Here is a 14,670-nt window from a genome sequence, read left to right as displayed (position 1 = left end):
CTATTTGGGATCAAAATGTCTGTCCAAACGAATCATCATTGAGGTAGTTCGCTATTCTTGTGCCATTTGCTACCAGGGGGGGGTGATTAGGATATGCCTTATCCCAATGAACATGCCTGCAGGATACGTCACGGGCTCCCTATCGGGAACCTGTACCGAGACAGCAGCGCCTTAATTATGGAAGGATGGTTCGGCAATGACTTGGTGACGCTCCTTGTTGTTCTTCCGGTGTTGGTCGGTGCATTGATTTTATCGATGCGGGGTTCATACCGAGCACAACTGGTTTGGTTAGGGATGCTGGACTACATGCTCTATAACTATGCTTTCTACGTCTTCGGAGCCACGTTCAACTGGTTCTTTCTAATCTATGTGACTCTGTTTACGCTGTCGATATTTGCGCTCATATTCGGGCTAGCGAACATCGATGTCGACCAAATCGGCCGCAAATTCCAGGCTAAGACACCTGTCAAATGGATCAGTGGTTACATGATGCTTTGGGCGATTTTACTGGGGACGGCGTGGATCGCCCAGGCGCTGATTTTCGCCGTAACTGGGCAGCTTCCGCCGAGCGGCCTGGGCGAGGGCGGGATTAAGCTGGCCGCAGCCCTGGATCTATCGTTTGTGGTATCGGGCCTCGTGCTGGCTACCATCTGGTTGTGGAAGCACCATTCCTGGGGGTACGTACTATCAGTGATCTTCAACGTCAAAGGGGCTGCCTATGCGCTCGTATTGACCGCGGGCTCGTTATCTCAGACTGCAGCTGGTTTAAAGGGAGCGATGGACCTGGTGCCACTATGGGCTTTTCTCGGGTTAGCCAGCCTGGCCTCCTCGGTGCCTCTGCTGAGGAATATGAGGTCCTAATTCTATCTGTCTTACCGAAGGCACCAAGAAGCAGGCCACACCGACAAGGGCAATGAGAACGCTAAGGAAGAAAAACTATAGATATACAAGCCTGAACTCAAAACATGCAGTGCCCGAATTTCCGCCACATATGAGCAGGGACTGGTAGAATTCTCGCTAGCTCCATTCTCAGACTGGCCGGAACATCGTCGCCCCGGGCCAATATATCCCATAAAATTCCTTATTGTGGGTGACCGTAGCTTATAGTTTTCCAACTCAAGGGTGAGGTGGTAGGATTTTCGCCACTTGAGAGCAGAGGCTGCCGACATTTCAGCCACCTCTGCGTCCAAGCCGGCTTAAATCTCGCCACCCTCAGGCACTATATCCCATAAGATTCCTTATTATGGATAATCATAACCTATAATCTTCCAATCGGAGGAGAGGATGGCAAGAAATTGGCCACCCCGGATTATATGCTGGCGAAATCTTGACCACATTTGAGCAAAACCTGCCTAAATTCTAGCCAGCTCAAGATGATGTAGGCCCAGGATTTGTCAAAATATCCCCGGCCTGACGAAAACATAGCCACCCTGGCGGGGAAGCTGACGGATTTTTAGCCACTTCCATAGGGGACCTGCCTGCAGTCTCGCCACCCACGGTCTAAGCTGACGAATTCCCAGCCATCTCCACGCGCAACCTGCCTAAAAATTCGTCACCTTCGGTCTAGGCTGACCGAAAACTCGCCACCCTCGGTCTAGGCGGGCAAATCCTCAGTCACTTCCGCACGGGACCTGCCCAAAAACTCATCACCCTCGGTCTAAGATGACTAAAAACTCGCCACCCGTCCCACAGACCTGGCCAAAATGCCGCCAGGAGACCTATGATCCGCTTCCTGCCGGGAAATAGCACGGGATAATATGGCAGCACTATCTTTCAACTCTGAAATTGTCTATCTATAGGCGGGGATACCTATGATGTCTGTCGCCGGACCGGCAACAAGGAGCCCCAAGGGTTTGGCAATAACCATAGCGCTACTCATAAATGAAAGGACGCGACCCTGCACTTCAGGCTCGATTAAGGTAGAACATAATAAGCCATTCCCAGGAAGGGACCCGGCTTGAGTCTGAAAAGAGCGCTTGCGTGGCCGCGTATTTTCAGATCACTACGAACACACACAGTCTCCTATAGGCAAATGCAGGCGCCACTAACCCCTGTCGTTAGGTCCAAGGACGCCTTCCGGAAGGTCGAAGATCTCTTTGCAATTGGCCGGATTGCCGAAACCCGCTTTTACCAATACATGCCGCCCCAGGTCTAAAACGGCCCGCAAGGCCCGACGTAGGTGATGTTCAGCAATGGCAAAGTTGTCCGGATTTGCCACGAACTCTTCCCAGGATAAAGCAACCAGCCTCTCCAAGCGGGCGAGGGAAATCCGAATAAGCTGCGCGTGATCGGCCGCAAGCTGTTCGTTGAACATGTTGCGCTCTTGCCTCCTCCTGCGCCGCCTCCAGGATCTCCCAGGAATTTCGCTCATACATGGGCTGAAGATCCGGGTAGTCACGGACAATGATGTCTTCCGCGTCCGTGCGGGCATCAAAGCTGGATTCATAAAGAACCCGGCCGGTATGGATAATCTCGAATTGGAGCGGCAAGCGCGCAGCATTGACTGCCACTAAATCAACTTCGCGCCCTGCGATTTCCTGCAGGTGGTCCATCATATCGAGACGCTCAAGCGACGACAGCTCTTTGCCTTTCGGAAGCAGTATGGCTAAATCAATATCGCTATCCGGCCGGGCCTCTCCCGTGGCCTGGGAGCCAAAGAGGTAAACAGCCACCGGTTCAAGCCCGAGGAGGGCAGAAGTAAGGCGTTTGAGAATAGTGTGCAAATCTCCACTGGCCTTTGCCATTGCCACAGAGTAACCCCCTTGGAATGGTGATATAGAAGCGGAAGAATCTAGCTCGAGTATAGCAGCAAAGAAACGCGCTATCAACGTTTGGAATTATCGCGGTTGAGATCATTGCGGACAAGGATCCGCCTTTAGCAGAGCAGTTCGGAACGGACCAAATGTGTATCGCTTACCCCACGACATCACTGAACGCATGCACCACCATCCATGGCCATAGTATCCCGGATCTATGCACCCCCATAGCCAAGAAGCGTTCCATATAATGCCACACTCGCAACCTGTCCCATGGCCAACAGCAGCATACCGGGGTAGACTCTGAACACAAAATCGGGGATATGTCCGCCTGCAAAGACCAGGGTGGCCAGAGCAATTGCAGGCGCCGGGCTTGCGCCGCTCCTAAGGAGCAGTGGTTGCACGCCTCCGCGATAAAGGGACTCTTCTGTGGCTCCCGGGTACAGAAAAGCATAGAGGAGGAAGGTCACCCTCGCCACTGACAAGCCGGAAAACAAAAACGCCGCCGTATACAACACAAGGAACGGGAGTGCGGGCCTGATGTCGCCATGAGCGGGCATGAGATCCTGTACCCCCCTCTTAGGACCGATTAAAACCGGAACCCAAGCAGATTCCAGTGGTTGAGCCATATGGCGAAGACTGCCGGATCAAGGCGCACGGTCGCAACGCTAATAAGCTCAATCAACCGGTCCACGGTTGTACGAGGTACCCGGGTTGAACCATATACGTCGGCATATTCATCCAGGCCTTCCCTCGGCTGCGCTCCATCGACTCGCGCCACTGGGCCCAAATTCGACCCGGCCTCCATAGCCGCCCCAACCTCTGCAGCCGCCCCAGCCTCCGAACTGGCCCCTGCGTCCGGCTCCAGCGCTGCGCCTGACTCTTCCCCTGCTGATTTACCGGGCCAATCAGCGTAGCTCGCAAAATAGCGGTCGAGAAACGCGCGGACCAACTGGTCGCGGGCGACTACACCATCAGGGCTGTTGTAAATGACAAAGATACCAAGATTGTGAGAAGGCACGAGGCGCAGCTCTGAATGAAAAAGGAATGTATCGCCGCCATGGCCGATGGTCCGCAGTCTTCCATAGGGCTGTTTCAGAAAGCCATGAGCAATGCCGCCCAACCACTGATCCTAGCCAGGACTCATGCTACCCAACTTTGTGCTGTCCGCCAGCGCTGCCTCCCACCCGGCGCTCTCAGATGGCAGCAGCCCATCCTGGCAGAAACTTGTGCTGTGCATCTTCCGGGCAGTCTCCGCCCCCGAAATTTGGCTACCATCGAGGCGTCCCAGCTGCAGGTGCGTGATCATAAACCTCGCCATATCCGTGGCAGTGGCGCTGAAGGCGCCGGCAGGAGCAGCGGGCACATATTCGAAAGGCTGTGGCCCAAATCGTGCGGAGGCTACCGAGTATTCATACCCGGTGGCCAGTTGATTCTGCAGATATGACGGAACGGGCTGTCTCAGGGTGGTATGATCCGTATGCAGCGGTTTGAGGATGTTCTCTTCGACATAGGTGGCCCAGGGAATTCCACTGATGAGCTCGACGATATAGCCGGCACTACTTTTTCAGTCAATATTCTTATGGCTGCCCCCTTTTCGTGGTATAATTAATATATGATCTATATTACATATGGTGGGCTTTTAAGCAAGGCCTGGCACATCCTGATCCCCCCGAAGGTCCCTTTAGCTTGGACGTCTCCGAAATGTCAGATTCCCAATAACATTATGATCGATAACTCGAACTATAAAGGAGGTAATGGATTCCAGTGAAGGCTTTGATAGTATATGATTCAGTCTTCGGCAATACAGAACAGATAGCTCTGGCAGTCGGCAATGCCCTCACCCCCAAGGGGAAAGTTGAAACACTCCGTGCAGGCGACGTAAAGCCAGAACACCTGAATGGATTGGAATTATTGATCGTTGGTTCCCCCACCCGGGCATTTAGACCAACAAAGGCAGTCACTGACTTCCTGAACAGCATCCCTTCAAATGGCCTCAAAGGTGTCAAGGTGGCGGCCTTCGACACCAGGATTTCTACGGCCGACGTAAGATCACGCTTCTTGAACACAATGGTGAGACTCTTTGGATATGCCGCCAAACCCATAGCAGATAAGCTCACAAAAAAGGAGGGTCGTTGATAATCCCTCCTGAAGGATTTTTCGTAAAAGATTCTGAGGGCCCATTGAAAGATGGTGAACTTGAACGGGCCGCAGACTGGGCGAAGTTGGCCATGAAAGCGTGATAGGCACTCGATTGGGACAGAGGTATGCGCCTCGCCACGCGAGATTTAAACATGACCGGGTGGAGCTGGATGAACATCACCATAGATTGGGGGCATCAGGATGACAACGATGGAAACGGAGAGGCTTTCCATAAGGAACTTCAAGAAAAGCGACTGGGAAGCTCTGCACGAGATGATCGTCCAATATGAATCATCAGAGTACGCAGTCTATGATCACCAGTGGCCGACATCTCCGGAAGAAATCAAGAAAGTTGCTGAATGGTTCGCCAGCGAAGACAGCTACCTTGCGGTCTGCCTGAAAGACACAGGACAGTTCATCGGATTTGTGTCGCTAAACCAAGAGCAAAAGAAAAACTGTCGAGAGTTCAATCTTGGATATTGCTTCAACTTCGACTACCACGGCAAAGGCTACGCGATAGAGGCATGCCGTGCTGCCCTTGGATATGCGTTCGGCGAATTGCGGGCAGACAGGGTCGTCGCTGGTACCGCGGCCGCCAACCGTCCGTCATGCCGGCTACTCGAGCGGCTGGGTCTCATGAAGATTGCCGAAAGCACAGGTTCCTTTAGAAACACGCAAGATGGGAAGCCTATTGAGTTCACTGGCTATACCTTCGCCATTTCTAGAGATGAATGGTCTTGCAGTTCAGCGCGGAATTGAGCAAGGCGAGGCCGATAAAGGTAATACAGGTAAACCGCTCAAAGTCGGACCAGATACATCCTCCAAATCGTTCATGACAGGCCCAATCCGGTTTCGCGACAAATGCCATTTGACCCGCATAGTCGTCCTCGACCAGCCGGTTTCCCGGGGTGGAGTCAATCCACATCGGGGAGGGCAGGGTTAGACTTTCTTATCGATGTCGAAAAGGCGGGGATCCTCGCCTCCCGCAGTCTCTCCCTTCCGGATAGTTCAGAGGAAGCCAACAACACCGATGATTTGTCGCGGGCTTCACTAGGCCCGCTCAAATCTCCGGCGGCCGCCTTCTTGTAGGTATCGCAGCCAGCATAATCAGCCCCGCTGCGTGATACAGAAGACAACATACCCCATCACCAAGACTCCCAGGAAGAGATAGCCCCCGAAAACGGAGAAATCCGCCGCTACCCGGCTGAACCCCAGGCCCACCAATGCTGCGACTGCCCGTAAAGCCAGCGATTGGAATGACTCCACTGTAGCACGGCATTCCGAGGCAGTTCGATGATGCAGGTACCCGGAGACTAAAGGTTCCGCAATACCAGAAACCAGGTATGCCAGCAGGAGAAAGGCGATTCCCAAGGGCCAGCGACCATATTCCTTCCGGCCTTCTTCGTTCTCTATGCCTATCTATGATCACGGCTATAAAGGAAATCGTGGGTGGAAAGCAGAATTCTATCTACGATTGAATGAGCCGCGAAGCGGCTGCGAGACCTTGGTGGGTCTTTCAGCAACATCATCATGGAGGGAGCGAAGATAGAATGTCATTAAGAGTAACCCTTGGACGGAGTGGGCTTTCCGTCAGTCCCGTATGCTTTGGCACATGGCAGTTGTCACCTAAATTTTGGGGAACACAATCAGAAGATGAAATCATAGCCGCCATGCATCGGGCTTTCGACGTGGGAGTCAATTTCTACGATACGGCCGATGCTTACGGAGACGGCCTCGCTGAAACGGTTCTCGGAAAAGCCCTCAAGACCCTACCCCGCGACCAGGTGGTAGTAGCTACTAAAGTTTATCACCATTTCTACCCTGACGGGCACAGGCATCCAGATCTATCCCGTGACTATATTCTCAAAGAATGCGAGGCAAGCCTCCGGCGCCTGCAGATGGATTACATAGATCTTTATCAGTGCCATGCCTTCGATCCTATTACACCAATAGAAGAGACTACAGATGCACTGGAAAGATTGAAGAGCCAGGGTAAGATACGTGCTTATGGCGTGAGTAATTTCACTGTTGAACAGCTGCGCCTGGCGCGGAGATACGGCGATTATGCGACTGCGCAGCCAGATTATGATCTATTGAATACCCATATTGAGGCAGATCTTCTACCGTATTGCCAGTCGGAATCGATTGGAGTACTTGTATATAGCTCTCTACACCGCGGGCTGCTGACTGGCAAGTACAAAGGAACAGAGACGTTCAATGATCTTCGCGCTACGCATCCAGATTTCCAGGGTGAGCGCTTCCGTCAGCTTGCATCTCGTGTGGCAAGCCTCGGCTCCATCGCCGAAAAGTACAATATGACCATCACCCAACTCGTGCTTGCCGCCACACTTATGCATCCCGGGGTACATGTGGCTATCGTCGGGATCAAGCATCCAAGCCAAATTGAGGAAGCCTCTAACGCCATGGGGAAGAGCATTGACCGTGAAGACTATTGGCAGATTCGGCGGATTCTTGGGTCCATGTAGAATAGTAAAATAAAAATACACATGCGGTAGGGCATAGAGTCCACGCTTGCATACCTGCGAGATCTTGCAGCGGTGGCACATAATTTGCCGAAAAATCGCAAGAAGGAATTTTCCAACAGTTATAGAAATAATAATACGTCATTGCATTCTAAAGGAGGAGTAATCAGGCCGGAAATCCGGCCCATCAGACGATCGTTACAATTGGATTACCGAGAAAGGAGGTGTAACGACTCTATCAGCCAGGCGATCTAACTAAATGTCGAGTGCATATATTTGGTGGCCGAGGAAGAAGCGGAGACATACTTTCTTTATTTCGAGGTCAAATAATTCGATAAGAAAGGCATGGTGAGATCTCCATATGTCAAATAGGACCAGGATTTCGCGGATCCATGTCGTCCTGATTGGTGTTCTCACATTTCTCCTCGCTTGTTCATCAATATCGTGGGCCCAGGCGCCTGCTAGGCTACCCAGAGAACAAACCCTTTATAAGGCCGGCCTGCAATGGGGCCCCCCTACGAGCTTCAATCCCTTTGCGGGGACGATAGCCTGGCCTGTTCCGAACGAAGAGTACATATATGAGACGCTCTTCGCTTTCAACCTTGTTACAGGAAAGCTCGACCCTATACTCGCGGAGAGTTACAAGTGGCTAGACAAGCTCAACCTCACGGTAACCCTTCATAAGGGGACGCGCTGGCAGGATGGGAAACCACTCACCTCAAAAGATGTTGTATATACCATGGAACTCGGGAAAAAAAACGCCCTTAGTTATAGTCCATTTTGGGATTACGTAAGCTCGGTGAAGGCTGTTGACGACCGGACCATACGTATCAGCCTCAATCCTGCTAAGCCTCATCGTGGTCTGGTGGAAAATTATCTCGGCACTATACGTATCGTGCCCCAGCATATTTGGTCAAAGATCGAGGCAGCGGGCAAACTGAAAGACGATCCAAACTTTGAGCCCGTAGGTTCCGGGCCATACAAGCTCCTGAGCTATTCTCCTGAACAGATAGTAGTTGAAAGAGATGACAACTATTGGGGTATCCCGTATTTCGGCAAGCCTGCACCCAAATATATAGTCCATCCCATCTTTAAGAGCAATGACGCAGGCAACCTGGCTCTGGAGAGAGCGGAAGTAGACCTTTCACAGCAGTTCTGCCCGGAGATATGGAAGATGTGGGAGAATAAGAAGCTGCCAGTTGGGACCTGGTATAAGAAGAGCCCATACCATATACCAGCGTCTATCCCTTCGCTCTTCATCAACATTCACAAACATCCACTAGATCTGCCACAGGTACGCCGCGCCCTTGCGTATGCTATAGATTATGAAAAGATCGCGGAGACCGCAATGTCCCGATATTCTCCGCCAGCGCAATCCAGCCTGCTTATTCCTGTAGGCGTTCCTGAGAAGAAGTATTTCAATGCCGATGATGTGAAGAAGTATGGCTGGGAATACAATCCTCAGAAGGCTGTCGAGATTCTTGAAAAGGAACTCAAGGCAAAGAAAGGGCCTGATGGCATATATGTGCTTCCTGATGGCACGCGGCTCGGGCCATTCATTGCGGAGTGCCCATATGGCTGGACCGACTGGATGACCAGCCTCGAGGTGGTGGCCGCCAGCGCCAGGAAGGTTGGTATCGAGATCAGAACCCAGTATCCAGATGCCCCAGTATGGACCGATCATCGCAACACCGGGAATTTCGATCTATTGATGAACACCCCTGCCGGCGGCTACAGCCCTGCGCATCCCTGGGTGAGATTCAGAGATGTAATGGACATCAGGGGAGTCCCGCCTGTAGGCCAAGTCGCATACTGGAACTATAATAGATATTCGAACCCCAAGGTAGGAGAACTACTAGACAAAGCAGCAGCTACTTCAGACGAAAAGGAACTGACTGAGATCTACCGGGAACTCAACCAGATCTTTATGAAGGATATCCCCATCATCCCGCTGGAATACAGGCCATGGGAATTCTATGAATTCAACGAAACATATTGGACTGGCTTCCCGACCGATGACAATCCGACAGCGCCACCTCAGCATAACTTCGCGGGCGTGAAGATACTCTATATCATCAAACCGAAGAAATAGGCAAATCAAGCAAAACAGTAGGCCGGATCGTACTGCGCGACAGAGTCACGCTCAAACCTGGAGATAGGCGAGAGGAGAGGCATGAATTCCTGCAGCCGGCCTCTCTTCTCCCCCGAGAGGGTGTAATAGGTATATGCACAGCAACAGATTCATGCGATATATCCTGCAGAAACTCGTATGGTACCTGATAGCCTTCTACGTTGCGATCAGCCTCAATTTCCTTCTCCCAAGGCTGATTCCCGGAAATCCGGTTGCAGTCATCGTAAACCAGTTGGCAGTGGGAGGCGTACAGAGCGAGGCCCTCGAGAAGCTTTATAAAACCTATCTGAAGGAATTTGGCCTCGATAAGCCACTGCATCGCCAGTATCTCGATTATCTCGCGAATGTTCTTCGCGGTAATTTAGGTACCTCTTTTATGCTCTACCCCGGGAAAGTAATTGATCTTATAAGACGGGCCCTGCCATGGACCATCATGCTTCAGGTGCCTGCCATCTTGACAGGTTGGATACTGGGGAACCTCCTAGGAGCATACAGCGCATATAAGGGCGGGCGGTTCGATAGTGTAGCGTTTACGCTCTCACTAGTTTTCTCAACCATCCCTTATTACTGCCTTGCTATAGTGCTCCTCTATCTACTGGCGGTCAAGTTCACGCTGTTCCCGGTAGGAGGCGGATATAGCTTCGGTTTGCTCCCTTCGCTCTCATGGCATTTTATCCTAGACGCCCTCCATCATTACGCGCTTCCATTTCTCTCGATGATCGTAGTGGCGCTTGGTGGCCAAGCAATAGGAATGCGCGAGATGTCTATATATGAGCTTACGACAGATTATGTGAACTATGCCAGGGCACTTGGGATGAGAGATGCTAAGATAATCAGGTATGTATTCAGAAACGCCATGTTGCCTCAGATTACAGGGCTGGCCATCTCATTTGGCACCATGATGGGCGGTGCGCTAGTTACAGAGTCCGTCTTCTCCTACCCTGGCGTCGGGAGTCTCCTATTCACTGCCATACGGCAAAGCGATTATCCACTTATTCAAGGATGTACTCTTATAATCACAACTGCTGTCCTGCTCGCAAATTTCCTGGTTGACATAGCTTACGGATTCATTGATCCAAGGATCAGGGCAGCGCAATTGGGAGAAAGGTAAGATGCGAGAAATATTGCTCTTAGCATTCAAGTCGAGGCGCTTCATTGCCGGAATGACTATTTTCCTTTCGGTGGTGTTCTTTGCTATCATAGGTCCAGCGGTCAGCTCCAATGATCCCTTCATGATGGTGGGCGGATTGTTTAGTGCACCTTCCGATAAATTCATCCTGGGGACAGATAACCTCGGTCGCGATGTGTTCACGCAACTCATGTATGGCACACGCACATCCCTCATGATAGGGCTGATAGCCGGTATCGTCGCCACTACCATCGGAGTGGTGATAGGTACTATAGCCGGATTCAAGGGTGGGGTCATAGAGGAGATTCTCATGGGCATCACCAATGTCCTCATCACTATCCCGGCGATCGTGGTCCTGATTCTTCTTTCCATAGCCATAAAAACCAGATCAGCAGCCGTGATGGGACTGATCATAGGCATTACCAGCTGGCCATGGACAGCTAGGGCAGTAAGAGCCCAGACATCTAGTCTCAGGACTCGTGAACACATCGATATCGCCAGAATATCAGGGTTTGGAACCCTGGAGATGATCCTGTGGGAGGTCCTCCCCTACATGTTCTCATACATCTCGATGGCCTTCATCCTGCAGTTCTCCGGCGGGATCCTGAACGAGGCCACCCTCAGCATGCTGGGTCTTGGGCCTTACCAGACAGTCTCTCTCGGGGTCATGCTTCACTGGTCGTTGTTATGGGAAGCGGTAAGAGTAGGGGCGTGGTGGGCATTCGTTCCTCCTGTCTTCTTTCTGGCCATCACCTCCTTCTCTCTTATGTGCATGAATTCCGGAATGGATGAGGTATTCAATCCAAGATTAAGAAGGGGCTAAATCTGCCATGAAAGAACTTCTAGTCGCAAGAGATGTAAGAGCCTACTTCAAGACAGTAAAAGGGGAAGAGATCAAAGCGGTGGACGGGGTCTCGCTCACCCTCAGCGAAGGGGAGGTCCTGGGCATAGCTGGGGAGTCTGGATGCGGGAAGTCTACCCTGTCTTCTGTGCTCTCCTTTACCATAAACCCGCCGCTCTACCTCATAGAGGGCGAGATCAGGATTGATGGACAAAACGCTCTCCTCATGGACAAAGAGACTTTGCGGCGAGATGTGAGGGGAAGGTATATTTCTGTGGTGCCCCAGGGCGCCATGAATGCTCTCAACCCGACAATCAAGATCGGGAGCCTCATCGCCGATGTCATGCAGGAACACTTCCCCGAGCTCAAAAGGGACGAGGCCTTGGAACGGGCTAGGGAGAGAGTCAGGGCGCTTTCTTTGCCAGAAAGGGTGCTCAATCTCTATCCTCATCAGCTCAGCGGCGGAATGAAACAAAGGGTCATCATCGTGATTTCCACTCTGCTTAACCCGAGTGTACTTATTGCAGATGAACCCACATCAGCGCTGGACGTCTCCTCTCAAAAGACTGTTATAAGGCTCATGGTGGACCTTTTAAGGAATAACATTATAAAAAGTATAATCTTTATAACTCACGAGCTTCCCCTTCTGAGGCATTTTGCTGACAGAATTGCCATCATGTATGCGGGGAAGATAGTGGAGATAGGTCCCATGGAGGATGTGATATTCAGATCCCTCCATCCTTACACAAAGGCGCTGATGTCTTCTATCCTCGTTCCAGAGCCTGAGATTAAGCAGAGCAAGATAGAAGGGATCAGCGGGATCCCTCCGGATCTGAAGAATCCCCCATCAGGATGCAGATTTCACCCAAGATGCCCTTACAAGATGGACATATGCGAGAAGGAGGAGCCTGAAGGTAGAGCCATCGAGAAGAGTCAGGTATGGTGTTGGATGGTGGAGCAGGCCTCATAGTAAAGGTCGTCTTGAGCCGCTATCTGTCCGCAGCATCGCAAGTTTACGTCAGAGACGCCTATGTTGCCAGGCCATCGCCATCTGACGAACTAAGATGCCCATGATAGCTGAGTCTATTTTCATATGGAGGAGGGAACACCATGCTGGCACAGAAATTGGAGCAAGCTCAGGAAAAGGTTTTGGAGGTCAGAAACCTTACCAAAGTCTTTGGATACGGTAGTTCCCGCGTAGTAGCGGTAGATAATGTTTCCTTCTCAATAAGAAAGGGAGAAGTCATCTCGCTTTTGGGGGAAAGCGGGAGCGGGAAGACGACAGTCGCAAGGCTCATCCTTCGCCTAAGCAGGCCCACATCAGGCTCCATCCTTTTCAGGGGCGCCGATATATATTCGTCTATAAGAAGGAACTCCGAGGCCATAGAATACTGGCGGCATGTCCAGGCCATATTTCAGGACCCCTTTGCCTCCTTCAACAACTTCTATGGAGTAAAGCGAGTACTCAATAACGCTTTTCGTCTCGTGCCCAATAATCTCAGCGCTGCAGATAAGGAAGAAAGAATCCGCCAGGCGCTTTCAAATGTAGGGCTCAACCCTGATGAAGTCCTCAAGAAACGCGTCCATGAGATGAGCGGCGGCCAAAGGCAAAGAATAATGATTGCCAGGGTCCTCCTCATCAATCCGGAGATACTGGTTGCAGATGAACCTACTTCGATGATAGATGCATCTTCAAGGGTGTCCATATTGAACCTTCTGCTGGATCTGAGACGCACAAGAGGAATGTCCATACTATTCATAACCCATGACATAGGGCTTGCTTATTATACGAGCGATACTCTTCTCATCATGAACAAAGGGAAGATCGTAGAACAGGGTGATGCCGGGGACATTATTACCAATCCTCGGGACCCCTACACTCAAAAGCTCCTATCAGATGTTCCGGTGATTCATAAGAAATGGGAGCTTTAATCTACTTGACGAAGCAGTGGCTATCCCCTATGGGCGGATCCGCGCCGAGCTTGAAAGGTCGGGCCTACCCATGGGAGCATCTGATCTGCTTGCTGGCGCCCAGGTTTTAGCCAATGGCTAGGACGGTGATCCAAGCCGCCCGGCTTTCTTGAGCTCCACCAGGGCACAGCTCTCAACTACAAGAATGCCATGAGCCTTGCAATATTCCAGGATTTCAGGGCTGGATGCGCCGGGCTGAATGAGGACTTTATCTATCTCCAGTTCGGCCGCTTCCTCCAGCACCTTCAAGCCGAGGAGAGGATTTACTACAAGGTCGATCACGTCCACCTTCTCAGGCAGTTCTTTGAGAGATGTGACAACCACAGAAAGAGTGCTAGAGGCCATCGCTTTGGAATCATCTCGCTTATCATGGGGGTTAGTCTCGTACACCTCTTTTTGTCTCCCGCGAGGATCGACCCCATATACTCTATAGCCAACCATTGCGAGCGCCTGGAGGATCTTATATGCCCATTTGTCAGTATTTTGCACATCGCCAACTACTGCCCAGGTTTTAAAATTAAGCAGGTCCTGCCCATCCATGAACAGCTCACCCTCCTTTCCGCAAAGCGAATGCCAACCGCGCGCACAGGGTGCACACGAGTGAATTGAGCCGTAGTGCCTACGCCATGAGAATGACTCTCGCTGGAGAAGCTTCGACTCCTACCAGGTTTAGAGGACAAGCGACCATGGTATAAGATCCCTGATCTACGTCCTTCAGCCGGAGGCCCTCGATTATGGCAATGCCCCTGCTGAGCAGAGCTATATGCGTGGCATGTCCTGGTTGGCTGCGTTCGATGCTAAGGGCGTCGAGTCCAACCCCATTGACCCCAACCTCCGCCAGATATTCTGCTCCCGTCTTATCCAAATACACAAAGTGGGGGATGAATTCATTTTCATATGAATTTCTAGTTTTGAAGAGCACAAACTCCCCTCTCTTGATGGGCTGCCCCCGAAGGTCATCGGCAGTTATCTTTTCCTTCAAGTGAGTAAAATCGCATACAATACAGGGCGCGATCATATTTCCCAAAGGATATGTGTCAATCCCGCTGCCTCCCTCGATCATATGCATTGGCGCATCTATGTGGGTCCCGGTATGAACGTTCATGTGGATCTTTGTCTCACGGACGCCATCCTCGTAATTCCTCGTGATCTCAAAGCCAGGTCTCAGGCTGTCATTATTCTTGTAAACCATCATATCGGGCCTGATCGGCATCGAA

At 51.4% G+C, this 14,670-nt stretch carries 15 protein-coding genes and 1 pseudogene; 9 read left to right on the top strand and 7 right to left on the bottom strand.

Annotated features, from left to right (window positions below; translation table 11 throughout):
• Positions 1-93 precede the first annotated feature (93 nt).
• A complete protein-coding gene (locus HPY52_12425; GenBank protein ID NPV81056.1) occupies positions 94-861 on the top strand; it encodes a hypothetical protein in 768 nt (255 codons plus the stop codon).
• Between the two features lie 1,325 nt (positions 862-2,186).
• Here HPY52_12425 and HPY52_12420 read toward each other — a convergent pair.
• The 4 genes from HPY52_12420 to HPY52_12405 form a co-directional block, all read right to left on the bottom strand.
• On the bottom strand, positions 2,187-2,750 hold the full coding sequence (locus tag HPY52_12420; GenBank protein ID NPV81055.1) for a nucleotidyltransferase domain-containing protein: 564 nt from the start codon (positions 2,748-2,750) through the stop codon (positions 2,187-2,189).
• Between the two features lie 221 nt (positions 2,751-2,971).
• Positions 2,972-3,316 carry a CPBP family intramembrane metalloprotease gene (locus HPY52_12415; GenBank protein NPV81054.1) on the bottom strand — a complete coding sequence of 115 codons (345 nt, stop codon included), beginning with the start codon at positions 3,314-3,316 and terminating at the stop codon, positions 2,972-2,974.
• A gap of 29 nt (positions 3,317-3,345) precedes the next feature.
• The gene (locus tag HPY52_12410) at positions 3,346-3,777 is read right to left on the bottom strand and encodes a hypothetical protein (protein NPV81053.1); all 432 of its coding nucleotides are present in this window, start codon (positions 3,775-3,777) and stop codon (positions 3,346-3,348) included.
• Between the two features lie 111 nt (positions 3,778-3,888).
• Complete coding sequence (locus tag HPY52_12405) at positions 3,889-4,305, bottom strand: serine hydrolase (protein ID NPV81052.1); 417 nt, start codon at positions 4,303-4,305, stop codon at positions 3,889-3,891.
• Positions 4,306-4,523: 218 nt separating this feature from the next.
• On the opposite strand from HPY52_12405, the pseudogene HPY52_12400 reads away from it, so the two are divergent.
• Together HPY52_12400 and HPY52_12395 are read left to right on the top strand one after the other, a co-directional pair.
• A pseudogene (locus tag HPY52_12400) lies at positions 4,524-4,999 on the top strand (flavodoxin family protein).
• A gap of 100 nt (positions 5,000-5,099) precedes the next feature.
• Positions 5,100-5,657, top strand: coding sequence for a GNAT family N-acetyltransferase (locus tag HPY52_12395; GenBank protein ID NPV81051.1), 558 nt, complete (start codon positions 5,100-5,102; stop codon positions 5,655-5,657).
• Between the two features lie 348 nt (positions 5,658-6,005).
• On the opposite strand, the gene HPY52_12390 is transcribed toward HPY52_12395, so the two are convergent.
• On the bottom strand, positions 6,006-6,269 hold the full coding sequence (locus HPY52_12390) for a hypothetical protein (GenBank protein NPV81050.1): 264 nt from the start codon (positions 6,267-6,269) through the stop codon (positions 6,006-6,008).
• A 179-nt stretch (positions 6,270-6,448) separates the two neighbouring features.
• Between HPY52_12390 and HPY52_12385 the strand changes: the two genes are divergently transcribed.
• The 6 genes from HPY52_12385 to HPY52_12360 all read left to right on the top strand — a co-directional run bounded on the left by HPY52_12385 (position 6,449) and on the right by HPY52_12360 (position 13,414).
• The gene (locus HPY52_12385; protein ID NPV81049.1) at positions 6,449-7,384 is read left to right on the top strand and encodes an aldo/keto reductase; all 936 of its coding nucleotides are present in this window, start codon (positions 6,449-6,451) and stop codon (positions 7,382-7,384) included.
• Between the two features lie 358 nt (positions 7,385-7,742).
• Positions 7,743-9,473 carry an ABC transporter substrate-binding protein gene (locus HPY52_12380; protein NPV81048.1) on the top strand — a complete coding sequence of 577 codons (1,731 nt, stop codon included), beginning with the start codon at positions 7,743-7,745 and terminating at the stop codon, positions 9,471-9,473.
• Between the two features lie 133 nt (positions 9,474-9,606).
• Positions 9,607-10,623, top strand: coding sequence for an ABC transporter permease (locus HPY52_12375; GenBank protein NPV81047.1), 1,017 nt, complete (start codon positions 9,607-9,609; stop codon positions 10,621-10,623).
• Position 10,624: 1 nt separating this feature from the next.
• Positions 10,625-11,464: an ABC transporter permease gene (locus HPY52_12370; GenBank protein NPV81046.1), complete on the top strand. Its 840-nt coding sequence runs from the start codon at positions 10,625-10,627 to the stop codon at positions 11,462-11,464.
• 7 nt (positions 11,465-11,471) lie between these two features.
• Positions 11,472-12,452, top strand: a complete 981-nt coding sequence (locus HPY52_12365; protein ID NPV81045.1) for an ABC transporter ATP-binding protein — start codon at positions 11,472-11,474, stop codon at positions 12,450-12,452.
• A 140-nt stretch (positions 12,453-12,592) separates the two neighbouring features.
• Positions 12,593-13,414, top strand: a complete 822-nt coding sequence (locus tag HPY52_12360) for an ABC transporter ATP-binding protein (GenBank protein NPV81044.1) — start codon at positions 12,593-12,595, stop codon at positions 13,412-13,414.
• 117 nt (positions 13,415-13,531) lie between these two features.
• Here HPY52_12360 and HPY52_12355 read toward each other — a convergent pair whose 3' ends face one another.
• Together HPY52_12355 and HPY52_12350 are read right to left on the bottom strand one after the other, a co-directional pair.
• The gene (locus HPY52_12355; protein ID NPV81043.1) at positions 13,532-13,993 is read right to left on the bottom strand and encodes a CoA-binding protein; all 462 of its coding nucleotides are present in this window, start codon (positions 13,991-13,993) and stop codon (positions 13,532-13,534) included.
• A 79-nt stretch (positions 13,994-14,072) separates the two neighbouring features.
• Entirely contained in the window at positions 14,073-14,666 is a 594-nt protein-coding gene (locus tag HPY52_12350) for a cyclase family protein (GenBank protein ID NPV81042.1), read from the bottom strand.
• Positions 14,667-14,670 lie beyond the last annotated feature (4 nt).

This window comes from Bacillota bacterium (assembly GCA_013178415.1).
Lineage (GTDB): Bacteria > Bacillota > SHA-98 > Ch115 > Ch115 > Ch115.
The sequence above is the reverse complement of the archived record's forward strand: the minus strand, read 5'-3'. Positions and strand labels throughout refer to the sequence as shown.